Source organism: Paraburkholderia sp. RL18-101-BIB-B (genome assembly GCF_046026985.1).
Lineage (GTDB): Bacteria > Pseudomonadota > Gammaproteobacteria > Burkholderiales > Burkholderiaceae > Paraburkholderia.
Genome location: NZ_JARESV010000005.1, coordinates 228,762 through 250,723 on the forward strand (window position 1 = coordinate 228,762; position 21,962 = coordinate 250,723).

At 63.8% G+C, this 21,962-nt stretch carries 18 protein-coding genes; 6 read left to right on the forward strand and 12 right to left on the reverse strand.

Annotated features, from left to right (window positions below; genetic code table 11):
- The first annotated feature begins 55 nt into the window (after nt 1-55).
- The 3 genes from treZ to treY are packed head-to-tail and all read left to right on the forward strand — an operon-like array spanning nt 56 to nt 7,043.
- Nucleotides 56-1,978 carry a malto-oligosyltrehalose trehalohydrolase gene (gene treZ / locus P0D73_RS11670; protein ID WP_408285027.1) on the forward strand — a complete coding sequence of 641 codons (1,923 nt, stop codon included), beginning with the start codon at nt 56-58 and terminating at the stop codon, nt 1,976-1,978.
- A complete protein-coding gene (malQ, locus tag P0D73_RS11675) occupies nt 1,975-4,188 on the forward strand; it encodes a 4-alpha-glucanotransferase (protein WP_408431426.1) in 2,214 nt (737 codons plus the stop codon). The genes treZ and malQ overlap by 4 nt, the downstream gene beginning before the upstream one ends.
- Complete coding sequence (gene treY, locus P0D73_RS11680) at nt 4,185-7,043, forward strand: malto-oligosyltrehalose synthase (RefSeq protein ID WP_408431428.1); 2,859 nt, start codon at nt 4,185-4,187, stop codon at nt 7,041-7,043. Before malQ ends, treY begins: the two co-directional genes overlap by 4 nt.
- Before the next feature lie 197 nt (nt 7,044-7,240).
- Here the strand turns inward: treY and P0D73_RS11685 are convergent, their stop codons facing one another.
- The 3 genes from P0D73_RS11685 to P0D73_RS11695 form a co-directional block, all read right to left on the reverse strand.
- On the reverse strand, nt 7,241-7,963 hold the full coding sequence (locus P0D73_RS11685) for a sulfite exporter TauE/SafE family protein (RefSeq protein WP_132383656.1): 723 nt from the start codon (nt 7,961-7,963) through the stop codon (nt 7,241-7,243).
- Nucleotides 7,964-8,023: 60 nt separating this feature from the next.
- A complete protein-coding gene (locus P0D73_RS11690; protein WP_132383654.1) occupies nt 8,024-9,367 on the reverse strand; it encodes a hemolysin family protein in 1,344 nt (447 codons plus the stop codon).
- Nucleotides 9,368-9,460: 93 nt separating this feature from the next.
- The gene (locus tag P0D73_RS11695; protein WP_132383652.1) at nt 9,461-10,282 is read right to left on the reverse strand and encodes a sensor histidine kinase; all 822 of its coding nucleotides are present in this window, start codon (nt 10,280-10,282) and stop codon (nt 9,461-9,463) included.
- Nucleotides 10,283-10,469: 187 nt separating this feature from the next.
- Between P0D73_RS11695 and P0D73_RS11700 the strand changes: the two genes are divergently transcribed.
- Both P0D73_RS11700 and P0D73_RS11705 read left to right on the forward strand, forming a co-directional pair.
- Nucleotides 10,470-10,811 (forward strand): FKBP-type peptidyl-prolyl cis-trans isomerase, encoded by a 342-nt coding sequence (locus P0D73_RS11700; protein ID WP_027803023.1) that lies wholly within the window; start codon nt 10,470-10,472, stop codon nt 10,809-10,811.
- Between the two features lie 31 nt (nt 10,812-10,842).
- Entirely contained in the window at nt 10,843-11,622 is a 780-nt protein-coding gene (locus tag P0D73_RS11705; protein WP_408431431.1) for an AraC family transcriptional regulator, read from the forward strand.
- Between the two features lie 81 nt (nt 11,623-11,703).
- Here the strand turns inward: P0D73_RS11705 and P0D73_RS11710 are convergent, their stop codons facing one another.
- Entirely contained in the window at nt 11,704-12,894 is a 1,191-nt protein-coding gene (locus P0D73_RS11710) for an O-succinylhomoserine sulfhydrylase (RefSeq protein ID WP_408431433.1), read from the reverse strand.
- Between P0D73_RS11710 and P0D73_RS11715 the strand changes: the two genes are divergently transcribed.
- Nucleotides 12,893-13,144: a hypothetical protein gene (locus P0D73_RS11715; RefSeq protein WP_408285012.1), complete on the forward strand. Its 252-nt coding sequence runs from the start codon at nt 12,893-12,895 to the stop codon at nt 13,142-13,144. The genes P0D73_RS11710 and P0D73_RS11715 overlap by 2 nt on opposite strands.
- 59 nt (nt 13,145-13,203) lie before the next feature.
- Here the strand turns inward: P0D73_RS11715 and purF are convergent, their stop codons facing one another.
- From purF to trpB, 8 genes are all read right to left on the reverse strand, one after another.
- Nucleotides 13,204-14,754: an amidophosphoribosyltransferase gene (gene purF / locus P0D73_RS11720; RefSeq protein WP_408431435.1), complete on the reverse strand. Its 1,551-nt coding sequence runs from the start codon at nt 14,752-14,754 to the stop codon at nt 13,204-13,206.
- Between the two features lie 162 nt (nt 14,755-14,916).
- Nucleotides 14,917-15,411 carry a CvpA family protein gene (locus P0D73_RS11725; RefSeq protein ID WP_132383642.1) on the reverse strand — a complete coding sequence of 165 codons (495 nt, stop codon included), beginning with the start codon at nt 15,409-15,411 and terminating at the stop codon, nt 14,917-14,919.
- A gap of 7 nt (nt 15,412-15,418) precedes the next feature.
- The gene (locus P0D73_RS11730; protein ID WP_408431437.1) at nt 15,419-16,342 is read right to left on the reverse strand and encodes an SPOR domain-containing protein; all 924 of its coding nucleotides are present in this window, start codon (nt 16,340-16,342) and stop codon (nt 15,419-15,421) included.
- 29 nt (nt 16,343-16,371) lie between these two features.
- Nucleotides 16,372-17,682: a bifunctional tetrahydrofolate synthase/dihydrofolate synthase gene (gene folC, locus P0D73_RS11735; RefSeq protein ID WP_408319210.1), complete on the reverse strand. Its 1,311-nt coding sequence runs from the start codon at nt 17,680-17,682 to the stop codon at nt 16,372-16,374.
- Between the two features lie 283 nt (nt 17,683-17,965).
- Nucleotides 17,966-18,838, reverse strand: coding sequence for an acetyl-CoA carboxylase, carboxyltransferase subunit beta (accD, locus tag P0D73_RS11740; protein ID WP_012428630.1), 873 nt, complete (start codon nt 18,836-18,838; stop codon nt 17,966-17,968).
- An 80-nt stretch (nt 18,839-18,918) separates the two neighbouring features.
- On the reverse strand, nt 18,919-19,731 hold the full coding sequence (gene trpA / locus P0D73_RS11745) for a tryptophan synthase subunit alpha (RefSeq protein WP_132383636.1): 813 nt from the start codon (nt 19,729-19,731) through the stop codon (nt 18,919-18,921).
- Nucleotides 19,732-19,795: 64 nt separating this feature from the next.
- Nucleotides 19,796-20,710: a DNA-methyltransferase gene (locus P0D73_RS11750; protein ID WP_408431439.1), complete on the reverse strand. Its 915-nt coding sequence runs from the start codon at nt 20,708-20,710 to the stop codon at nt 19,796-19,798.
- 11 nt (nt 20,711-20,721) lie between these two features.
- Nucleotides 20,722-21,915, reverse strand: a complete 1,194-nt coding sequence (trpB, locus tag P0D73_RS11755) for a tryptophan synthase subunit beta (RefSeq protein ID WP_408181682.1) — start codon at nt 21,913-21,915, stop codon at nt 20,722-20,724.
- Nucleotides 21,916-21,962 lie beyond the last annotated feature (47 nt).

Genomic DNA, 21,962 nt, shown 5'->3' on the forward strand with positions numbered 1-21,962 from the left:
GCCGCGAGCGACGCATAACACGCGGCTCGAAAGCAAAACTGAATGGTGACGAATCATGTCCGAAAGTCCGATTGATCCTCATGCGCATCATCACGCGCACTGTTTGCCGTTCGGCGCGCAGTTGCTAGGCGCGACGGGCACGAAGCCGCGCACGCGGTTTCGCTTTTGGGCGCCTTCCTGCCAACACGTCCAGGTGGAAATCGAAAACGGCCCTGCCCAAGGCACGCACGATATGACGCCCGCCGGTAACGGCTGGTTCGAAGCAAGCGTCGACGGCGGCGCGGGCACGCTGTACCGCTTCCGGTTGGATGGCGAGCATGCGGTGCCCGATCCGGCATCGCGCTTTCAGCCGCAAGACGTGCATGGGCCGAGCGAAGTCATCGATCCGCGCGCGTACCGTTGGGAACACACGAACTGGCATGGCCGGCCTTGGGAAGAAACGGTGTTGTACGAGTTGCACGTCGGCGCAATGGGCGGTTATGCGGGTGTGCAGAAGCGCCTGCCGGAACTCGCCGCGCTCGGCGTCACCGCCATCGAACTGATGCCGTTGAACGACTTCCCCGGCAAGCACAATTGGGGCTACGACGGCGTGTTGCCGTATGCGCCCGATTCCGCCTACGGCCGCCCAGAAGATCTGAAAGCGCTGGTCGATGCCGCGCACGGTCTCGGCCTCATGGTGTTTCTCGACGTGGTCTATAACCACTTCGGCCCGGACGGCAACTATCTGCACCAGTACGCCCGCTCATTTTTCCGCGAAGGCACGCACACGCCGTGGGGCCCGGCGATCGATTTCGAGCGCAGCGAAGTGAGCGACTTCTTCACGGATAACGCCGTCTACTGGATCAACGAATATCGTCTCGACGGACTGCGTTTCGACGCGGTGCACGCTATCGACAACCACGCGTGGCTGCGCGAATTGTCCGATCATATCCGTGCCAAAGTGCAGCACGGCCGGCACGTGCATCTGGTGCTGGAAAACGAGCACAACAGCGCGAGCCTGCTGGAAACGCATTTCGACGCGCAATGGAACGACGACGCGCACAACACCTTGCACGTGCTGCTGACCGGCGAAACGGAAGGCTATTACCACGCGTACGAAGACCAGCCGATCCGCCGTCTCGCGCGCGTGCTGTCGGAAGGCTTCACCTATCAGGGCGACCCTTCGCCGATACACGACGGCAAGCCGCGCGGCGAAGCGAGCGGTCATCTGCCGCCCACTTCGTTCGTGATGTTCCTGCAGAACCACGATCAGATCGGCAACCGCGCGTTCGGCGAGCGGCTGCGCAAACTGACCTCGGACGACGCGTTGCGCGCCGCCACCGGCCTGCTTCTGTTGTCGCCGCAAATCCCGCTGCTCTTCATGGACGAGGAGTACGGCTCCACTCGACCCTTCCTGTTCTTCACCGACTACGCCGGCGATCTCGCCGACGCGGTCCGCGAAGGACGGCGCCGCGAATTCGCGCGCTTTTCCTCGTTCAGCGACGAGAAACGCCGCGCGCAGATTCCCGATCCGAACGACGTGAAGACGTTCGCGGCATCGTCGCCGGCGGCGTCGCACACAGCGCCGAATCACGAAGGCGATGAAGCGAAAGATCGCCTCGACTGGATGCACTTCTACAAATCCGCGCTCGCTGTGCGCGCCAAACTGATTACCCCGCGCCTGCAACATAGCAAGTCGTGCGGCGTGATCGTGCTGACCGCGGCGAATGGCGGCGACGCCAATGCGCTGATCGCGCGCTGGAAGCTCTGCGACGGCGAGACGTTATCTGTCGCGCTGAATCTCTCGAAAGAGAACGTGGCGTGCGCCGAAATTCCGGCCGGCAAGGTGATTTTCGAAACGCCGCCACGCGTGCGCGAACAGATCGACGTCAAGGTGTTGCCGCCGTACACGTTCGTCGCGTGGCTGACCGGCGACGTCTGCGACTACGCCATCGGCCACGATGCTCGCATTGCGGGCCAACAGGAGCGCCACGCGTGACTACCCGACGCCCTAACAACACGATCGTCACTCTCGCCTCGCGCGCCGGCTTCGAGGTGGAGTGGCAGGACGCGCACCATACGACGCAGCATGTGCCTGAGACCACACTCGCCGTGCTGCTCGAGCGGATGGGTTTGCCGTGCGGCAACGCCACGCAAATCCGCCAAAGCACTGCCGCGCTGGAAGCAGAATTGTCGGGCCGCAAACTTCCGCCGCTGATGACCGCGGAAGTCGGGCGCGGCATTGCCTTGCACGTCGCGGCGATCAAATCCGGCATCCATTATCGGATCGAGCTTGAAAGCGGCTCGATCATCGACGGCAGGTTTACGGCGCCCAAAGGTGAGGAAGCGTTGCTCGCACCGATCGACGAGGCCGGCTATCACACGCTCGTGATCAACGATCAACGCGTGACGCTGGCCGTGGCGCCGCCGCGCTGCTATACGGTCGCCGACGCCTGGCGCACGCTGCACAACGACGATGACACCGGCGACAACAGGACCACGCCGCCGCTGTGGGGCATCGCCGCGCAGTTATACGGCTTGCGCCGCACCGGCGACGGCGGCATCGGCGACTATTCGGCGCTTGCGCAAATCGCCGTCGGAAGTGCGAAGCGTGGCGCGCATGCGCTCGCCGTCAGCCCGACTCATGCGATGTTCAGCGCGGAGCCGGAGCGCTTCAGTCCATATTCGCCGTCGTCGCGTTTGTGGTTGAACGTCACGCATATCGATCCCGCCGCCGTGTTCGGCGCGGATGCGGCCCATGCCGCGCTCGAAGCCGCACAGGCCGGCGACACATGGTCGAAACTCGAACGCTTGCCGCTGATCGACTGGCCGAACGCGGTCGTGCTGAAGCTGAAAGTCTTGCGCACGCTGTACGAGCATTTCTGCACGCACGAACGCGTGCAGCACACGCCGCGCGCGCTGGAATTTCACGGCTTCTGCGAACGCGCCGGGCGCGCGCTCGAAGATCACGCGCGTTTCGAAGCGCTGCAGGCGGCGCAACTCTCGCAAGAAGGCGGCAACGGACATTGGCGCAACTGGCCCGAGGCATTGCGCGATCCGCGCAGCCCGGAAGTCGAAGCCTTCGCCGAGGCCAATCGTCATGAGGTCGATTTTCATCTGTTTCTGCAATGGCTCGCCGCCAAGGGTTTGTCGCACGCACAACATGCGGCGCGCGATGCCGGCATGGCCGTCGGCCTGATCGCCGATCTCGCGGTGGGATGCGATAGCGCCGGCAGCCATGCATGGTCGTATCGCGACGACATGCTGCAAGGCGTATCGGTCGGCGCGCCGCCGGATCTGTTCAACCAGGCCGGCCAGGCGTGGGGACTCACCACGTTCTCGCCGCGCGCCATGCGCACGCAGGGCTTTTCCGCTTTCATCGACATGTTGCGCGCGGCGTTCGCGCATGCCGGCGGCATCCGCATCGATCACATTCTCGGCTTGCGGCGGCTGTGGCTCGTACCAGAAGGCGAAAGCGCGCGTAACGGCGCTTATTTGCGCTACCCGCTCGAAGACCTGCTGCGTTTGATCGCGCTCGAATCGTGGCGGCATCGCGCGATCGTGATCGGCGAAGATCTCGGCACCGTGCCGCCCGGTTTTCGCGAGCGGCTAGAGGAGCACGGCATCGCCGGGATTCGCGTGCTGTGGTTCGAGGGCGCGCACGACGGCAAAGGATTCAAGCCGCCTTCGGCTTGGGATCGCAATGCGGTCGGCACGACGACCACGCATGATCTGCCGACGGTCGCCGGCTGGTGGCGCGGCAGCGACATCACGTGGCGCAACAGGATCGGCCAGACGATGGCGCGCGCTGACGGCCGCGATCCGGAGGAAGCGGCCCAGGAAGTGCGCGCGCAAGACCGCGCCGAGTTGTGGCGCGCGTTCCAGCAAGCGGGCGTGGCCGCGCCCGACGTCGCGGCGCCGCCGCCCGACCGCGCGCCCGTGGACGAAGCGCTCGCCTTCGTGGCCGCGACGCCCGGCCCGCTGGTCACGTTTCCGCTCGAGGATCTGCTCGCGCAAGTCGAGCAGCCGAATCTGCCCGGCTCGATCGACGAGCATCCGAACTGGCGGCGCCGCGTGAACGTGCCGATCGACGAACTGTTCGAGGACGACACTTTCTGCGACCGGCTGCTCGCGGTCGATCGCGCGCGCCGCGCCGCGACCGCCCCGGTTCCTTCCGCCAACGCTTCTTCGGAGCCTGATACGCCATGACCGTCCCGCGCTCCACGCTTCGCCTCCAGTTCCACCGAGGCTTCACCTTCGACGATGCCGCGAAGCACGTCGATTACTTCGCCGCGCTCGGCATCAGCCACGTGTACGCGTCGCCGATTACGACGGCCGAACCGGGCTCGATGCACGGCTACGACACCGTCGACTACACTCAGGTCAGCGCCGAGTGCGGCGGCGAGGCGAGCCTGAAGCGCCTCGTCGATAAACTGCGTGCGCATAACATGGGGCTGATCATCGACACCGTGCCCAATCATATGGGCGTCGGCGGATCGAGCAACGCGTGGTGGCTCGACATCCTCGAATGGGGCCGTCATAGCGCTTATGCGCGGCACTTCGACGTGGACTGGCATTCGCCCGATCCCGCCTTGCGCGGCAAGGTGCTGGTGCCCACACTCGGCGCGCCGTACGGCGAGGAACTCGCGGCAGGCCGCATCGCGCTGCATTTCGCGGCCGACATCGGGCGCTTTTATATCGGCTACGGGCCGCACGTGTTTCCCGTGTGCCCAACCGATTACGCGTCGATTCTGCAAAGCGCCGACCGCGCCGATCTCAACGCGCTCGCCGAGCGCTTCCACGGACTCACGACGCAACCGACCGATCATCCGCGCGCCGCCGAAGGCCGCGACATGCTGCGCGAGTTCGTCGCACAAAACGGTGCCTCGGCGATCGAAATCGCGCTGCAGGCGTATGCCCCTGACGATCCGGTGACGCGTGACCGACTGCATCGGCTGATCGAGCGGCAGCACTTCCGCCTGGCGTGGTGGCGCACCGCGTCCGACGAGGTGAACTGGCGGCGGTTCTTCGACATCTCCACGCTCGCCGGTGTGCGCGTGGAACGGCCCGAAGTGTTCGAGGCCGTGCATGCGCTGCCTTTCCGTCTGTACCAGGAAGGCGTGGTGGACGGCTTGCGGATCGATCACGTCGACGGCCTCGCCGAGCCGCGTGAATACTGTCAGCGTTTGCGTCAGCGTCTCACGGAACTGCGCGATACCGCGCCGTATGTGGTGGTCGAAAAGATTCTCGGCCGCGGCGAACCGCTGCGCGACGATTGGCCCGTGGACGGCACGACCGGCTACGATTTCATGAGCGACGTCGGCGCGTTGCTGCACGATCCGGCGGGCGCCGAACCGCTCGCGCAAACGTGGGCCGAACTGACCGGCCGCAGCCCCCGTTTTGCAGACGAAGCGCTAATCGCGCGCCGCAAGATTCTCGCGGAAAACCTGTCGGCGGAGCTCGACCGCGCGGCGCGCGCGTTGCATCGCATTGCCCGCGATTCGCTGACCACGCGCGATTTCACCTTCACTACGCTGCGGCGTGTGTTGACCGAACTGGTCGTGCATTTTCCGGTGTATCGAATCTATCCGCAGAACGGTCTGCGTAGCGCGGCGGATAACGTTTATTTCGAGCAGGCTTTGGAGGGCGCGCGACGGACGCTTTCGCGCGCGGATCTTGTCGCGCTCGATCGCGTGAATGCGTGGCTCGGCGGTAGCGCGGAAGAACCGCCGCCCGGACGAAGCGGCGCACCACAGCAACAAGGCCAGAACGGCACACCGCCAAGCCATGCCGGTTCCGCGCGACGCACCGCGCAGACGCTGTTTTCACAACTGACCGCGCCGGTTGCCGCAAAGGCGGTCGAAGATACGGCGTGCTATCGCTATGGCCGGCTGTTGTCGCGCAATGAAGTCGGCTCGGACCCGGGCGAGTTCGCGCTGTCGGTCGAGGCGTTTCACGCGGCGAATCTGGAGCGTTCGCAGCACTTCCCGCACGCGATGCTCGCAACGGCCACGCACGATCACAAACGTGGCGAAGACGTGCGCGCGCGGCTCGCTGTGTTGAGCGAGATCGCGCAGGACTGGAGCGCGACGTTGCGCGCGTGGTCCACGTTGAATGCGCCGCATCGTCGCGCGTTCGATGGCAAACCCGTCATTAGCGTCGGCCAGGACACGACCTACCAATGGGCGCCCGGCCCCGCCGCCGAAGCAATGCTCTATCAAACACTAGTGGGCTGCTGGCCGCCGGATTTGCAACCAGACGATGAAGCCGGCGTGAAGGAACTGGCCGAGCGCGTCGCGCAATGGCAATTGAAGGCGCTGCGCGAAGCCAAACTGCAAACCAACTGGCTCGCGCCCGACGAAGGGTACGAGGCCGCCTGTCGCGATTTCCTGTTCGACATCCTCGCACCGCAGCGGCGTGACGGCTTCCTGAAGGCGTTGTCCGCGTTCGTCACGAGAATCGGCCGCGCCGGCGCGCTCAATAGCTTGCAACAAACCGTGTTGCGGCTGGCATCGCCTGGGATTCCCGATCTTTATCAGGGCACCGAGTTGTGGGACTTCAGTCTGGTCGATCCGGACAACCGCAGACCCGTCGATTTCGCCAAGCGCGAGGCGTGGCTCGTACAGACGCCGCCGTCGGAATTCCTGCCGAGCTGGCGCGATGGACGCGTGAAGCTCGCGGTAGTGCAGCGCGTGCTCGCGTTGCGAGCGCATTTGCCGGAGTTGCTGAGCCAGAGCGAGTATTTGCCGCTCGCCGTGCGCGGGAAGCACGCGTCGAGTGTAATCGCGTTTGCGCGGCGGCATGGCAATGCGTGGGCCGTGGTGATAGCGAGCCGGCTCGCGGCCGGCTTGCTCGGCGACGATGGCGATTTGCCGATGGTCGATCCCGCGAAATGGGAGGACACGGCGCTGGAGATGCCGTCCGATCTATCCGCGCGAGCGCTGTTCGACTGGCTGAGTCCCGCTGCGCCGAAGGTCGATGAAAACGGTCTGCTGTATCTGCGCGATGCGCTCGGCGCGATGCCGATCGCTGTGTTGGTGGAGGACGGCGTGCCGCGTAGTTGATCCTCTTGATCTTCTGGGCGAAGGCGGTTGGAGCGTATGTGCTCTGACCGCCTTTTTTATGGACCTGGTCGGAATGAGGCGTTATTCCGCTGAAGTGCTCTGCTCTTCGTGTCCCGCCACACGCGCCCTTTGTACAATCAGGATGTGAAGAATCAAGGGAAGCGCTGATGACGTGTTTCAGGCTTCCGTCGGCTAACCTAGCGTCCCGCTGCCCACAACAGTGAAAGTCCCGAAGACAACATCAAGCCGTCGACGACCAGTTTGAAGGTCGAGGGGCTCATACGAACCACAATCAGCCGCGCGGCAAACGAGCCGACCATGAGCGCAGAGCCGGTGATCAAGCCATCGATCACCACATGCAAAGGCAATGCGCCGAAATGATTGAAGACTGCGACTTTGGCGGCATAGACGGTCAAGGAGCCCGCCGCTTCGGTCGCGAGAAAAGCGCCCTTTACGAGGCCGTAAGACATGAACACCGGCACTGTGATCGGCCCGGTGGACACAACGATCCCGGTGAGAAAACCCACCACGCCGCCGATCAGGGAAAGCTGCCACAAAGAGAACTTGATATCCCGGCGCGCGAGCCAGCGCCGCGTGGGCACCATCGCGACGAAGAACAAACCCAACGCAATTTCGACCGCGTGCGGCGGCAACGCAAGCAGCGTGCGCACACCGAGTGCCGCGCCCGGCACGGCGGTCACGCAGTAGGCGCCGCACGCCCGCCAGTCGATCTCGCGCCACCACGCGAGGACCTTGCCGAAGTTGCCCATGATCGCGGCGATCGCCATGATCGGCACCGCCTGTTGCGGACCGAACAGCATCACGAGAACGGGCATCAGCATCATCGACGAGCCGGTGCCGACCACGCCGCTCAGCGTGCCGGCCAGCAACCCGACGCACAGCACCAACAGATATCCCATGTCGCCCCCGATGGTGTGGACGACAATTCTACCTGTGGCGTGTTGCAGCGCTATCGCGGCTTAGCCGCCTTCGTCATCGAAGGTTTTCGGATAGACGCGCACGAGCACGATCCGCGGCCCTTTCATCTTCTTGACGACGACGTCGAAGCGGTCGAACTCGACGCGCTGCCCTTCGGTGGGCAGATCGTTGAGCGCCTGAATCACGAGGCCGCCGACCGATTCGGCCTTGCCTTCGTCGATGTCGATCCCCAACGCGCGTTCCAGCGACACCACCGGCAAGCTGCCCTTGCCCATCAAGGTGCCGTCGTCCATGCGCGTCCAGTCGGCGTCGCCTTGACGGAATTCGTCGTGGATCTGGCCGACCAGTGCGCCGAGCAGATTGTCGAGCGTCAGGAACCCGATCGGCTTCGAACGCTTGTGGCCGACCAGCGCGAAGTGCGGCGCACCTTTGCGGAAGCGGCGAAACAGTTCGAGCGCCGGCATCTCCGGCGTCACGTACTGCACGGGCCGCGCGTATTTGGAGAGATCGTCGAGCGTGCTGCCCGCATGGCGGGCCAGCAACAGATCCTTCAAATGGATCATGCCGGCCACGCGTTCGCCCGATGCGTCTTCGAACAGCGGATAGCGGCTGAAGCGATGCCGCGCCACCACCTGCATGTTTTCGCGCAACGGCAGATCGCGCCGCAAACCGACCATTTCGTAGGCCGGACGCATGAGGTCCGACACCGTCATGCGCGAAAAATCCAGCGAGTGCGCGATCGTGTTCCACTCGTCCTGACTGTAGGCACCGTCCGGCGAACCCAGTTCCGTTGCGACGTTGGCGCGGCGGCCGCGCAGGATCAGCTTGAGTTCGTCGGTTGAGTAATGCGAGTCGTGGCCGTGATCGGCGTCGAGCCCGGCGAGTTTGAGCACGGCATTCGCGCTCGTATTGAGCACCCAGATCGCCGGATACATGGCCCAGTAGAAGCCGTACAACGGCGTAGCGGCCCAGAGCGAAACCTTCTCCGCCTCACGAATCGCCAACGACTTCGGCGCCAGTTCGCCCACCACGATATGCAGGAACGAAATACACGAGAACGCGAAGAACAGCGAAATGCCGTGGATCAGCTTCTCCGATTCCACGCCGAGCAGCGTGAAGAGCGGCGTGAGCAGTTCCGCGAAGGCGGGCTCGCCGATCCAGCCGAGTCCGAGCGACGCGAGGGTAATGCCGAGCTGACAGGCGGACAGATAGGCGTCGAGGCGGCCGTGCACCTTGCCCAGCAGCCGTCCGCGCATGCCGTGTTTGGCGGCAAGGCTTTGCACGCGCGTCTGCCGCAGTTTGACCAGACCGAACTCAGCGGCAACAAAGAAACCGTTGAGGGCAACGAGAAACAACGCACCGATAAGGGCGACGACCTGGATCAAAGCGAAAGGCTCCGGCAACAAAAGTTGTCAGTATAGAGGGTGAAAGCTCGGTGAAATCTGAATCGCGCAAACGAAGTGGCTGAGTCCAACCGTTCACTTTGGTGCTGTTGCGCTCAGCGGGATGCGTAGCGCAAGCGTGGCCGTAGCGTTGCCGCCCGGCTCGCTGCCGGCCGCGTCGACTTGCTCGAAACTGCCGCCGTGCGCTTCCGCGACGCGTTTGCACAGCGCCAGCACCCACGCGATGCGTTTCGCCTCGCGCGGCTCGCGCGCCTGCTTGCGGGCAAACGCTTCGAGCACATGGGGCAAGGCGGGATCCTGCAACGCGGCGCTGTTCGTGTCGTACGCGAGGCTGGCGTGCCATGCACTCGTGTCGGCTTTCGTGGACAGGACGACCGTGGCGCCTTCGGGGCTCGTTTCGACCGCGAACGTCAGCATCAGCCATAGCGCGGCGGCAAGGCGCTCGCGGTCGCCGTTGAGCTGCTCGGTGGCGAGTTGCGAGTCGAGCGTGACTTCCACACCGCGCGTCCGGGCCAGACCCGAGCGGACTTCTTCCACGGTTTCATCGAGCAGCGGATGCAGCGGGAACGAAGCGTAGGCGAGCGCCAGCGATTTGGTTTCCGCGCGCGTGGCGTCGACGATCGTCTCGAGCAACTTGACCTGCTGGTCCACGCCATTGCGAATGCCGGTGACGGCACGCTGCGCGTTGGGGTCGTTCGCGTCGAGCTTGCGCTCCAGCACGTACGCCCAGCTATGAATGGCATTCAACGGACCGCGCAGATCGTGCGACACCAGCGAGAGCACATGGTCACGCATGAACAGCGCGGTTTCCGCGCGGAGATGCGCGGTACGTTCGGATACGGCGAAGCCGGAAGGCACCGGCTTTTCGCCGGTAGTTCCGGTTGAAGACGTTGTCACGATCGAGCCCTCTCAGGCAGTGCATGATGATTGAAAGAAGCCCCATTATAGGCATGCCGTCCGGCGCCACCAGCCTGGCCGGACGGCCAATCAGCACGCAATCCGCGTGCCACGCGGCAATCCTCGGCATGCGGCGCCAACACGCCTACAATGTCGGTTTTTACGTTTTTGACCTGAGGAGCGACACATGTCGACTGTGACTACCGAATCCGGCTTGAAGTACGAAGACATCGTTGAAGGCACCGGCGCCGAAGCGGTGGCCGGCAAGACCGTCAGCGTGCACTACACCGGCTGGCTGACCGATGGCCAGAAGTTCGACTCGAGCAAGGACCGCAATGACCCGTTCGCTTTCGTGCTGGGCGGCGGCATGGTCATCAAGGGCTGGGACGAAGGCGTGCAAGGCATGAAGGTCGGCGGCACGCGCAAGCTGACTATTCCGCCGCAACTCGGCTACGGCGTGCGCGGCGCGGGCGGCGTGATTCCGCCGAACGCCACGCTCGTGTTCGAAGTCGAATTGCTCGGCGTCTAAGCTTTCGCAGTTCTGTCACCGCGCACCGTCGATGATCCACGCCGCCGTTACCGCTCCTACCGTTTCGCTGCGCCGCTACGGCGCGATCGAAGCGTCGGACGTGCACGACTTTCACCAGGTCGTGCTCGGGCTCGACGGCGCGATGGTGATGGCGGTGAACGGCGTCGCGCAACGGCTCGACGCCAGTACCGCCTGGCTCATCCCGGCGGGCGCGCGGCACGATTACGCCGGCGTCGGCGAGAACCGGCAGTTGGTGCTGGATTTGCCGGCCACTTCGCTGGCCGTGCCGGAGCGTTTGTTCGACCGCGCGCGGCCCGTCTCCGTGGAAGGCTCGCTTGCGCAACTCGTGCATCGCATCGCGGCGCACGCTACCGGCGGCGTTCTGGGCGACGATCTGGATACGCGGCGTTTTCATTGGGACGCAGCCGCGCGCCTCGGCGCGGCGTTGGTGGCCGATGCGGGCACCACGGCCGGCGCCCAGGCAGCCGGCGCGGGTCTCGACTTTGCGCGTATCGACCGCTGGCTGCGCGCGCATTTATCGGAGCCTTTGCGGATCGCCGACCTCGCCGCGCATTGCGGCTTCGGCATGCGGCGCTTTCATCAGCTTTTTATCGAGGCCTTCGGCGAGACGCCGCATCGCTATTTGCAGCGGCTGCGGCTCGATACGTCGATCACGCTGCTCGCCGACCCGCGCCTTTCGTTGACGGATATCGCGCTGGACATCGGCTTCGGCGATCAGAGCGCCTACACACACGCGTTCACACGGCGTTTCGGGCTGGCGCCCGGTCAGTGGCGCGCGTTGCGCCACTGAGTTTTCACTGCACACAGTTTCACTGCGCGAGCCGCCTGAGCGGCCCGCCTGTCCTTCATTGAGCCTTCGCTCGAACCTCGCTCAACCCGCGAGACCGCGCTCCAGATCGCCGCGGATATCGCCGGCATTTTCCAGACCGACTGCGAGACGAATCAAGCCTTCGCTGATCCCCGCCGCCGCACGCGCTTCCGGCGTCACGCGACCATGCGTGGTCGTGGCCGGATGCGTGATGGTGGTGCGCGTATCGCCAAGATTGCCGGTGATCGAGCAGATCTTCGTGTTGTCGATCACCCGCCATGCATTCGCGCGCATCTGCTCCGGCGTGTCGCCCTTCAGTTCGAACGAGAGAATCGCGCCGCCCGCCTTCTGCTGACGCATGGCCAGCGCGTGCTGCGGATGCGATTCGAGCCCCGGATAGAACACGCGATTCACGGCCGGATGCGTTTCCAGCCAGCGCGCGATTTCGAGCGCATTCGCCGACTGCTTTTCAACGCGCAGCGACAGCGTTTCCATGCCCTTGAGCAACACCCAGGCGTTGAACGCGGACAACGTCGGCCCGGCGCTGCGGACGAACGGGAATACCTTTTCCATGATGAACTGCTTCGTGCCGACCAGCGCGCCGCCGAGCACGCGGCCCTGACCGTCGAGGAACTTGGTGGCCGAATGCATCACGACGTCCGCGCCGAGCTTCAGCGGCTGCTGCAAGGCCGGGCTGCAGAAACAGTTGTCGACCACGAACAGCGCATTCGACGCCTTGGCGATCTTGCTGATCGCTTCGATATCGGCGACTTCGGTCAGCGGATTCGACGGCGTTTCGAGGAAAAACATCTTCGTCTCCGGGCGCACCGCGCTTTTCCACGCGTCCAGATCGGTCGGATCGACGAACGTGGTCGTGATGCCGAACTTGCTGAAGATCTGCGAGAACATGCCGAGCGTCGAACCGAACAGCGCCTGCGAGCTGACCAGATGGTCGCCCGCCTGCAACGCCGACATCACCACCGACATGATCGCGGCCATGCCCGACGCCGTCGCCATGCAGGCTTCGCCGCCTTCGAGCGCGGCCAGACGATCCTGGAACATCGAGACGGTCGGGTTCGTGAAGCGCGAGTAGGTGTAGTTGTCTTCGGAATTCTTGAATTTTTCGGCGGCATCCGCGGCACTCGCGAACACGAAGCTCGAGGTCAGGAAAATCGCTTCCGAATGCTCGTTGAAGTCGCTGCGCACCGTGCCCGAGCGGACTGCCAGCGTGTCGAAGTTCAGGGAGTCGTCCATGTTGGTTCTGGTTTCCAATGTTCCATGGCTGCGTTCGGCGTTTGCGTCTCAGATGAACTGGGACGCGCGTATCAAGCCGAACGGCAGCAACAAAAAAGCCCGCTTTTGCGTCGGCATAAGCGGGCTTCATGTGCGGGGGAAAGCTGGAGCGGAGGTAGATGAATGCGGCTTTTCCACCATTCGCTTTAGCTGTTTCGGGTTGCCCCGCGTCCGCAAGCTGAGTTCAAATCGACGCAAGCCGTCATGCTAACACGCTCCCGGCGCGGCGTGCAGCGCGCCACGCCGGGAGCGGCCTCATTCAAGCCGCGCTCAACCTACCGACAGTTGCAAATGCAGTTGCGAACGGGCCGGGCCGCCGCCGTCGATCGCTTCGCTCGCGGCGTCGCGGTCCGATTGCGAGGACGGTGCGAGACGCGCGGTTTCGATGCGGTCAAGGTACTCGGTCGTGACGTCGCCGGTCACGTAGTTGCCGTCGAAACACGACGCTTCGAATTCCTTCAGCGCCGGGTTGATATCGCGCACCGCCTGCTTGAGCGCGTCGACGTCCTGATAGACGAGGTGGTCCGCGCCGATCATGCGCGCGACTTCGTCGTCCGAGCGGCCGTGGGCGACGAGTTCACCGCGCGTCGGCATGTCGATGCCGTAGACGTTCGGGAACTTCACCGGCGGCGCCGCCGAAGCGAAGATCACCTTGTTCGCGCCGGCATCGCGCGCCATCTGCACGATTTCATGCGAAGTGGTGCCGCGCACGATCGAGTCGTCGACGATCAGCACGTTCTTGCCCTTGAACTCGATGCCCATGGCGTTCAGCTTCTGGCGCACCGACTTCTTGCGCACGGCCTGGCCCGGCATGATGAAGGTGCGGCCGACGTAACGGTTCTTGAAGAAGCCTTCGCGGTATTCCACGCCCAGTTTCTTCGCGACCTGCATCGCGGCCGGACGGGACGAATCGGGAATCGGCATCACGACGTCGATTGGAACGTCGGGCAGCTCGCGCTTGATTTTCTCGGCGAGGTAGTCGCCCATGCGCAGACGCACGTTGTAGACCGGCACGCCGTCGAGCACCGAGTCCGGACGCGCGAGATACACGAGTTCGAAAATGCAGGGGTTCAGGCTCGGGTTCGTGGCGCATTGCTGCGAGTGCAGATTGCCTTCGATGTCGATGAAAATCGCTTCGCCCGGCGCCACATCGCGCACGAACTCGAAGCCGATACCTTCGATCGCCACCGACTCCGACGCCAGGATCCACTCGACGCCTTCCGCCGTTTCCTGCTTGCCGAGGCACAGCGGACGAATGCCGAACGGGTCACGGAAGCCCAGCAGACCGTAGCCGGCGATCAGCGAGACGATCGCGTACGACCCGCGCACCCGCCGATGCACGCCCGACACAGCCTTGAACAGCGCGGCCGGATCGAGTTGCAAGCCCGAGCTGGAGAGCTGCAATTCGTGCGCGAGCACGTTGAGCATCACTTCCGTGTCGGAATTGGTATTGATGTGGCGGCGATCGATGCGGAACATCTCATCTTTCAGTTGCTGCCAGTTCGTGAGATTGCCGTTGTGCGCGAGGATGATGCCGAACGGCGCGTTCACGTAGAACGGCTGGGCTTCTTCTTCGCTCGACGCGGAACCGGCGGTCGGGTAACGGACCTGGCCGATACCGGTGGTGCCGGGCAGGCTGCGCATGTTGCGCGTGCGGAACACGTCGCGCACCATGCCGTTGGCCTTGTGCATGTGGAAGTTGCTGCCGTTCGCTGTCGCGATGCCGGCGGCGTCCTGACCGCGGTGCTGCAGGAGCAGCAGGCTGTCATAGATCAGCTGGTTGACCGGAGAGTGGGAAACTACGCCTACGATGCCGCACATGGCATGTCCTTCAAAGGTACGAAATTCGTCATGGCGGCCGCTGCCTGCGATGGTGTCCCGAGAGACTTCTTTCGGGGCGTTCGCGAAGCTACGCGACCGAACGTAAAGGCAGCCGGTTTGCGCCGGAGTCCTGCTGCGTCTCCCTAGCCACTCGCCTGATCGTCACACTCGGACGTAAGCAGCAAGCGTCTCGGGAAGCAGCGGTTTCATTACGTGCACGCCCTCGACCGCATAGGGCCGAAGCAGGGCGTTGCGCCAGAATTCCTGTTGGGGCAGTTCGGTCAAGCCAGCCAGGGCGACCAGAATCAGCACCAGAATGACCCCGCGCACGAGGCCGAACATCAAACCGAGCGAGCGGTCCACGCCGCTCAAGCCGGTTGCCTGCACGATGCGGCTCAAAAGGGCGTTCAGCACACTCGCCACCAACACCACACCGACCACCACCAATGCAAAGGCCAGCAGCCATTGGGTCAACGCGCCGCCCGGCCAGTTGGACGGGATGAACGGCACGATGTAACCGACAAAGCGGCAAGCAATGAAAAACGCCGCAATCCAGCCGATCAGCCCAAATATCTCCGACAAAAACCCGCGCCATGTGCCGCGCAGCGCCGACAAACCGATCACCGCCATTACAGCGTAGTCGAAGGCAGTGAACATCGCTGGCTTACTGTGCAGCGCCGCTGTTCGCGCCCGACGTCAAGCCGACCTCGCGAACCTTTGCGATGGCGGCGCTTGCCGCTGCACGGTCGGCGAACGGGCCGGCACGCAGCAACGTGAGCGTGGAGCCGTCAGCCTGCTTTCGATGTTCGGTATATGCGGGCACACCCGCCGCTTTCAACTTGGTGGCCCAATTGCGCGCGTTGGCGTCATTCGCGAAGGCGCCGAGCTGCACAGCGAAACGGCTGCCCGGCGGCGAAGCCGGCGTGCCGGAATTCGCGTCCGCGCTGGCGGCCGTGTTTGTGTCGTCCGAGCTTGGGGCTTGAGCAGCCGGTGCGGTCGCGGCGTTATGCGTGACCGGCGGTTTCGCCGCCGGCTTGGCAGCCGTTGCGGGCGCCGCAGGCGTAGTGTTGGCCGCCACGGACGGCGCTTGCGGTCTCGCCGCCGGCTTGGCCGCGGACGCCGCTGCGCTCGTCTCCGCGCTCGGTTGCTTCGCGGCGCTGGATTGGCCTTGCTTGGCTGCCGTTGCCGGCGCGAGACCGGATGCGGCGAGTGCCGCGTCTGGCGTTACAGGGTTATCGGGCGCCACACCGGCCTGCGTGTCTTCCGCGGCCTTGGCAAGCTTCGGCGCCGGACGGTTTGGAATGTCGATGGAGATGTCGTCTGTGACGGGCTTGGGGTGCGAGTCCAGCACCATCGGCAGGATGACGACCGCCGCCACGACCATCGCGATCGCGCCGACGAGGCGGCGACGCGCACGCTGCTTTTCCGGCAACGTAGGGTCGAGCAGCATCGCATCGGCGTCGACGGTGCGCTCCGTGCGGCGGGTTCGCCGCTCCACGCGCTCGCCACGGGCGGCCCGGGTGGAACTGGTATTTGCGCCGCGCCGGGTGGGCGCGTCGTCTTTCTTGCCGAACGAGAAAATTCCCATGAATCGCTTGGTTCGAGCCTGGCGCCCGTTCAGTGTTGCTGCGATTTACGGTAGGCCATCACGCCTGCTACCGTATAGAAACTGCCGAAAACCACGATTCTATCATTCTCTGACGCTCGTTTTAGCGCGTCTTGGAAAGCCTCTGCCGGTGTGGCGTAGCGCGTCACGCTGCTGTCGGCGCCCTCGCCCACGCCCTGCTCGCGCAAGGCCGCTTCGAGTTCTTCCGCGGACGCCGCCCGCGGCGTCGGCAAATCGGTCACGCACCAGTGATCGATTTCGCCTTTCAGGTGCGTCAGCACGCCGGCAATGTCCTTGTCGCGCATCGCGCCGAACACCGCGTAGGTGTACGGGAAGAAGCCCATGTTGCCGAGGTTTTGCGACAGCACCGCGGCCGCGTGCGGATTGTGGCCGACATCCAGCACGACGGCCGGCTTGCCCGGCAGCACCTGGAAGCGGCCCGGCAGTTCCACGTTGGCGAGGCCGAGGCGGATGTCCTGCGCCGACACCGGCAAGCGGTCACGCAGCGCCTCAAGACCGGCGAGCGCCGCCGACGTGTTGATCAACTGGTTCGCGCCGCGCAGTGCCGGATAGGCCAGCGCCGAACGCCGCAGGGTCGGGCCGACGTAGCTCCATTGCTGGCGCTCGCTGCCGGCTTGGCCCTCGTAGCGGAAATCGCGGCCGAACAGCCACAATTCGGCGCCGATTTTTTCCGCGTAATCGATCAGCGATTGCGGCGGCACCGGGTCCGCGCAGATCGCCGGCTTGCCCGGACGGAAAATGCCGGCCTTTTCGAAGGCGATTTTCTCGCGCGTGTCGCCGAGATACTCCGTGTGATCGATATCGATGCTGGTGATGATCGCGCAATCCGTATCGAGGATATTGACCGCGTCCAGGCGGCCACCGAGGCCGACTTCGAAAATCACCGCGTCCAGTCCGCGCGAAGCGAACAGGCTCATGATCGCGAGCGTCGTGAATTCGAAGTAGGTCAGCGTGACCGGTTCGGCGAGGCTCAGACGCGCGGCTTCGACGGCTTCGAAGTGCGGCAGCAGATCCGCGTCGCTCGCCATTTCGCCGTTCACCCGCGCGCGCTCGTTGAACGACAGGAGATGTGGCGACGTGTGACAGCCGACCGTGAACCCGGCGCGCAGCAGAATGGATTCGAGGATCGCGCACGTGGAACCCTTGCCGTTCGTGCCGCCGACCGTGATGACCGGACACGCGAACGACAACTGCATCGCGTCGCGCACCTGGCTGATGCGGGCCAGACCCATGTCGATGCCGACCGGATGCGCGGATTCAAGGTGCGTGAGCCACGCGTCGAGGGTGGGGAATGTGGTCATCGGGTGAATCGCGAGTGAATCGATTAGGCAGTGTTGCGAATGGGCGCGGCGCGAAGCGGTCGGCTGCGGCTGCGGCCAGAGCCTGATCCGGCGGGCACTTTATGCGCGAAAACCGCACCCGCCCGCGCTGGCCGCCGTCAGCAACGTCGCTGCGTTGCGAGACCGTGATTATCCCGGAAATGACAGCGCGCCGCTTGACCACTCACGCGGCGCGCTATTTTTACTGCTTTTCTGATGGCCGCCGCGCTTGATAAGCGCGACGACGGTTCACCGTAGTGTCTGCTTACGCGACGGCGTCAGCCGGTTGATGGCTCAACAGCGCCATCAATTGCGCGAGTTCTTCACGCAGCTTGCGACGGTCGACGATCATGTCGATCGCGCCCTTCGTCAGCAGGAATTCGGCGCGCTGGAAGCCTTCCGGCAGCTTCTCGCGCACGGTTTGTTCGATCACGCGCGGGCCGGCAAAACCGATCAGCGCCTTCGGCTCTGCGATCACCACGTCGCCGAGAAACGCGAAACTGGCCGATACACCGCCCATGGTCGGATCGGTCAGCACGGAGATGAACGGCAACTTGGCTTCGGCGAGCTTGGTGAGCATGGCCGTGGTCTTGGCCATCTGCATCAGCGACAGCAGACTTTCCTGCATCCGCGCGCCGCCCGAAGCGGTGAAGCAGATGAACGGCACTTTCTGTTCAAGCGCGTTCTGCGCGCCGCGCGCGAAGCGTTCACCGACCACCGAACCCATCGAGCCGCCCATGAACGAGAACTCGAAGCAGGCCACCACCACCGGCAGCGTGTGGATCGCACCGCCCATGACAACCATCGCGTCGGTTTCGTCGGTGTCGTCCATCGCCTCTTTCAGGCGATCCGGGTACTTGCGGCTGTCTTTGAACTTGAGCGCGTCGACCGGGACGATTTCCTGGCCGATTTCGTAGCGCCCTTCCGGATCGAGCAGGCCGTCGAGCCGCTCACGCGCGCCAATGCGCATGTGATGGTCGCACTTCGGGCAAACATGCAGATTGGCCTCGACGTCGTTGCGATACAGCACGGCTTCGCACGACGGGCACTTGATCCACAGGCCTTCCGGAATTCCCTTGCGGTTCTTCGGGTCGGTTTGTTTGATTTTCGGCGGCAGCAGTTTGTCGAGCCAGCTCATATTGAATCCTTCTCGGGTCTACGATCGCGCAAACGGCGGGACAAGCCCGCCGCTTACACTACAGAAGACAAAAATAACTGTTATCGGGCAGTCGCGACGCTATCCAGCGCCTCGCGCACTTCGGCGACGAAACGCGTAAGCGTCTCGGCAGCGGCTTCGGGCGCCGCCTGTTCGAGCAATTGCACGATACGGCTGCCGATCACAACGGCATCGGATACTTCGGCCACCGCACGCGCGGTTTGCGCGTCGCGGATACCGAAACCGACGCCCACCGGCAGGGGGACGCGCGACTTGATGGCCGGGATTTTACTCGCGATGCTGGAAACGTCCAGATTTGCCGCTCCGGTCACCCCTTTCAACGACACATAATAGACGTAGCCGCTGGCGATTTTGCCGACTTCCGCAATGCGCTCGTCGGTCGACGTGGGCGCGAGCAGAAAAATCGGATCGATGCCGGCAGATCGCATCTGTTCGGCGAAATTAACGCACTCTTCCGGCGGATAGTCGACAACCAGCACGCCATCCACCCCGGCTTCCTTCGCCGCCTTTGCAAAGGCCTCGGTACCCATGCGTTCGATCGGATTGGCGTAGCCCATCAGCACGACGGGCGTGGTGTCGTTGGTTTCGCGGAAGCGCTTGACGTCGGCGATTACGTGGCGCAGAGACACGCCATGCGCCAACGCGCGTTCCGACGATTGCTGGATCACCGGGCCGTCGGCCATCGGGTCGGAAAACGGCACGCCGAGTTCGATCACATCCGCGCCGCCGGCGGCGAGCGCATGCATGAATTCGACCGTGCGCGCGGGGTCCGGGTCACCGGCCGTCATGAACGGAATCAGGCCTTTCTTACCCTGGGCGGACAGCGCAGCAAACGTGTTCTTGATACGGGACATGGAATATTCTCGGATTTGGGTTACTGCGCAGCGTGCTCATTGCACGTCGTTCATTGCACGTCGCTCACTGCACTTCGGTCTGCCGTTGAGTTTTGGCTTTGACCCGACGCGCTATGGGCGGAGCGGCAGCCGCGCTGACGCGTTCGCGCGCGATCGCGCAGTAACTTTCGTTGATCTCATAGCCGACGAATTCGCGCTGCTGACGGGCGCAAGCGACTGCGGTGGTGCCGCTGCCCATGAAAGGGTCGAGCACGCGACCGCCCTTCGGACAACTTGCCAGCACCATCCGCTCGACAATTTCCAGAGGCTTCTGGGTGGGGTGCGCGACGCGCTCGGCATGCTGCCGATGCAGTCGCGACACCGACCAGACATCCTTTGGATTATAGCCAACCTCGAGCCACTTACTGCCCTCGAACAATTTACGCGAACGCGCCTTCTTCGTGGCGGCATCGTACGGGATGCGGACGGGATCGAGATCGAAGAAGTAATCCTTCGACACCGCAAAAAAGCCGATGTTATCGTGCACCGAGGTAAATCGGCGCACGGTTCCGCCCATGCTCGGCACACGCCGGTCCCAGATGATTTCGTTGATCATCGTGAGTTTTGTCTTCAGGAAGCTGAAGATTTCCGGCGCGTACTGCCAGGTGCAGAAAATGTAGAGCGAACCTGACGGTTTCAGCTTGGGAATAGCCAGTTCGAGCCAGCCACGCGTCCAGGCGAGAAAATCCTCACCCGTGCGCATGTCGGAGTCGTTGCCATAGTCCTTGCCGAGCCCGTAAGGCGGATCGCATACGATCAGGTCGATCGATTCGTCGGGAATGTTCGCTACATCGGTCAGAAAATCGCGGTTCAACAGCCGTATGCCGGCAGGCACCTGCGGCAACAGCGATGCACGCGCCTCGGCCGCCGTTACATTGGCGGCCGGTGTGGTTTCCGTGGTTACAGTCGCCGGCTGCGGCTCGTCGAACTCGTCACGCATCGTCGCGGCGCTCAGAACTGAATGCCCGATCGCTCAGCGACCGTATGCATGTCCTTGTCGCCGCGGCCCGACAGATTGACCAGAAGGTACTTGTCCTTCGGCAACGTCGGCGCGAGTTTCGCGGCATAGGCCAGCGCATGACTGGATTCCAGTGCCGGAATAATGCCTTCGATGCGGCAGCAATCGTGGAACGCCTTGAGCGCTTCTTCGTCGGTGATGCCGACATATTCCGCGCGTTTGCTCTCTTTTAGCCACGCGTGCTCAGGACCGACACCCGGATAATCCAGGCCTGCCGACACCGAATGGGTCTCGATGATCTGGCCGTTTTCATCCTGAAGCAGATACGTGCGGTTGCCGTGCAGCACGCCGGGACTTCCGCCGATCAGCGAGGCTGCGTGGCGGCCGGATTCAATGCCGTCGCCGGCAGCCTCGACGCCGATCAATTTCACCGAAGTGTCGTCAATGTATGGGTAAAAGATGCCCATCGCATTCGAACCGCCACCAACGCACGCAATCACCGCATCCGGCTGGCGGCCGACCAATTCAGGCATTTGCACCTTGCACTCGTCGCCGATCACACGCTGGAAGTCGCGCACCATCATCGGGTACGGATGCGGCCCCGCGACCGTGCCGATGATGTAGAACGTGTTTTCGACGTTGGTGACCCAGTCGCGCATGGCTTCGTTCAACGCGTCCTTCAAGGTCCGCGAGCCCGACTCGACGGGTATGACGGTCGCGCCGAGCAGTTTCATGCGATACACGTTGGCGGCCTGGCGGCGCACGTCTTCCGCGCCCATGTAGACCACGCACTCCATGCCGAACCGCGCGGCGATCGTGGCCGTGGCCACGCCGTGCTGGCCGGCGCCGGTTTCCGCGATCACGCGCGGTTTGCCCATGCGCTTGGCAAGCAGCGCCTGCCCGATCACGTTGTTGACCTTGTGAGCACCGGTGTGATTCAGATCTTCACGCTTGAGAAAAATCTGCGCGCCGCCAAGCATCTCGCTCCAGCGCTGTGCGTGATAAATCGGCGACGGACGGCCGACAAAATACTTCAGTTCGCGCTCATATTCGGCGACGAATTCCGGGTCTTGCTTATATTTTTCGTACGCCGCACGCAGCTCGTCGAGCGCGTGAACCAACGTTTCAGCGACGAACACGCCGCCAAATTGGCCGAAATGGCCTCTTTCGTCAGGCAAGTTATACATGGTGATCACTCTTCTCAGTGTGGCGCGCGGCTCTCGTGCGAGACAAC

Bases quoted from the DNA above. Each gene is read 5' to 3' on its own strand.
- treZ (WP_408285027.1), top strand. From the start codon at position 56: ATGTCCGAAAGTCCGATTGATCCTCATGCGCATCATCACGCGCACTGT.
- treY (WP_408431428.1), top strand. From the start codon at position 4,185: ATGACCGTCCCGCGCTCCACGCTTCGCCTCCAGTTCCACCGAGGCTTC.
- P0D73_RS11685 (WP_132383656.1), bottom strand. From the start codon at position 7,963: ATGGGATATCTGTTGGTGCTGTGCGTCGGGTTGCTGGCCGGCACGCTG.
- P0D73_RS11700 (WP_027803023.1), top strand. From the start codon at position 10,470: ATGTCGACTGTGACTACCGAATCCGGCTTGAAGTACGAAGACATCGTT.
- P0D73_RS11705 (WP_408431431.1), top strand. From the start codon at position 10,843: ATGATCCACGCCGCCGTTACCGCTCCTACCGTTTCGCTGCGCCGCTAC.
- P0D73_RS11715 (WP_408285012.1), top strand. From the start codon at position 12,893: ATGTTGGTTCTGGTTTCCAATGTTCCATGGCTGCGTTCGGCGTTTGCG.
- P0D73_RS11710 (WP_408431433.1), bottom strand. From the start codon at position 12,894: ATGGACGACTCCCTGAACTTCGACACGCTGGCAGTCCGCTCGGGCACG.
- purF (WP_408431435.1), bottom strand. From the start codon at position 14,754: ATGTGCGGCATCGTAGGCGTAGTTTCCCACTCTCCGGTCAACCAGCTG.
- P0D73_RS11725 (WP_132383642.1), bottom strand. From the start codon at position 15,411: ATGTTCACTGCCTTCGACTACGCTGTAATGGCGGTGATCGGTTTGTCG.
- P0D73_RS11730 (WP_408431437.1), bottom strand. From the start codon at position 16,342: ATGGGAATTTTCTCGTTCGGCAAGAAAGACGACGCGCCCACCCGGCGC.
- folC (WP_408319210.1), bottom strand. From the start codon at position 17,682: ATGACCACATTCCCCACCCTCGACGCGTGGCTCACGCACCTTGAATCC.
- accD (WP_012428630.1), bottom strand. From the start codon at position 18,838: ATGAGCTGGCTCGACAAACTGCTGCCGCCGAAAATCAAACAAACCGAC.
- trpA (WP_132383636.1), bottom strand. From the start codon at position 19,731: ATGTCCCGTATCAAGAACACGTTTGCTGCGCTGTCCGCCCAGGGTAAG.
- P0D73_RS11750 (WP_408431439.1), bottom strand. From the start codon at position 20,710: ATGCGTGACGAGTTCGACGAGCCGCAGCCGGCGACTGTAACCACGGAA.
- trpB (WP_408181682.1), bottom strand. From the start codon at position 21,915: ATGTATAACTTGCCTGACGAAAGAGGCCATTTCGGCCAATTTGGCGGC.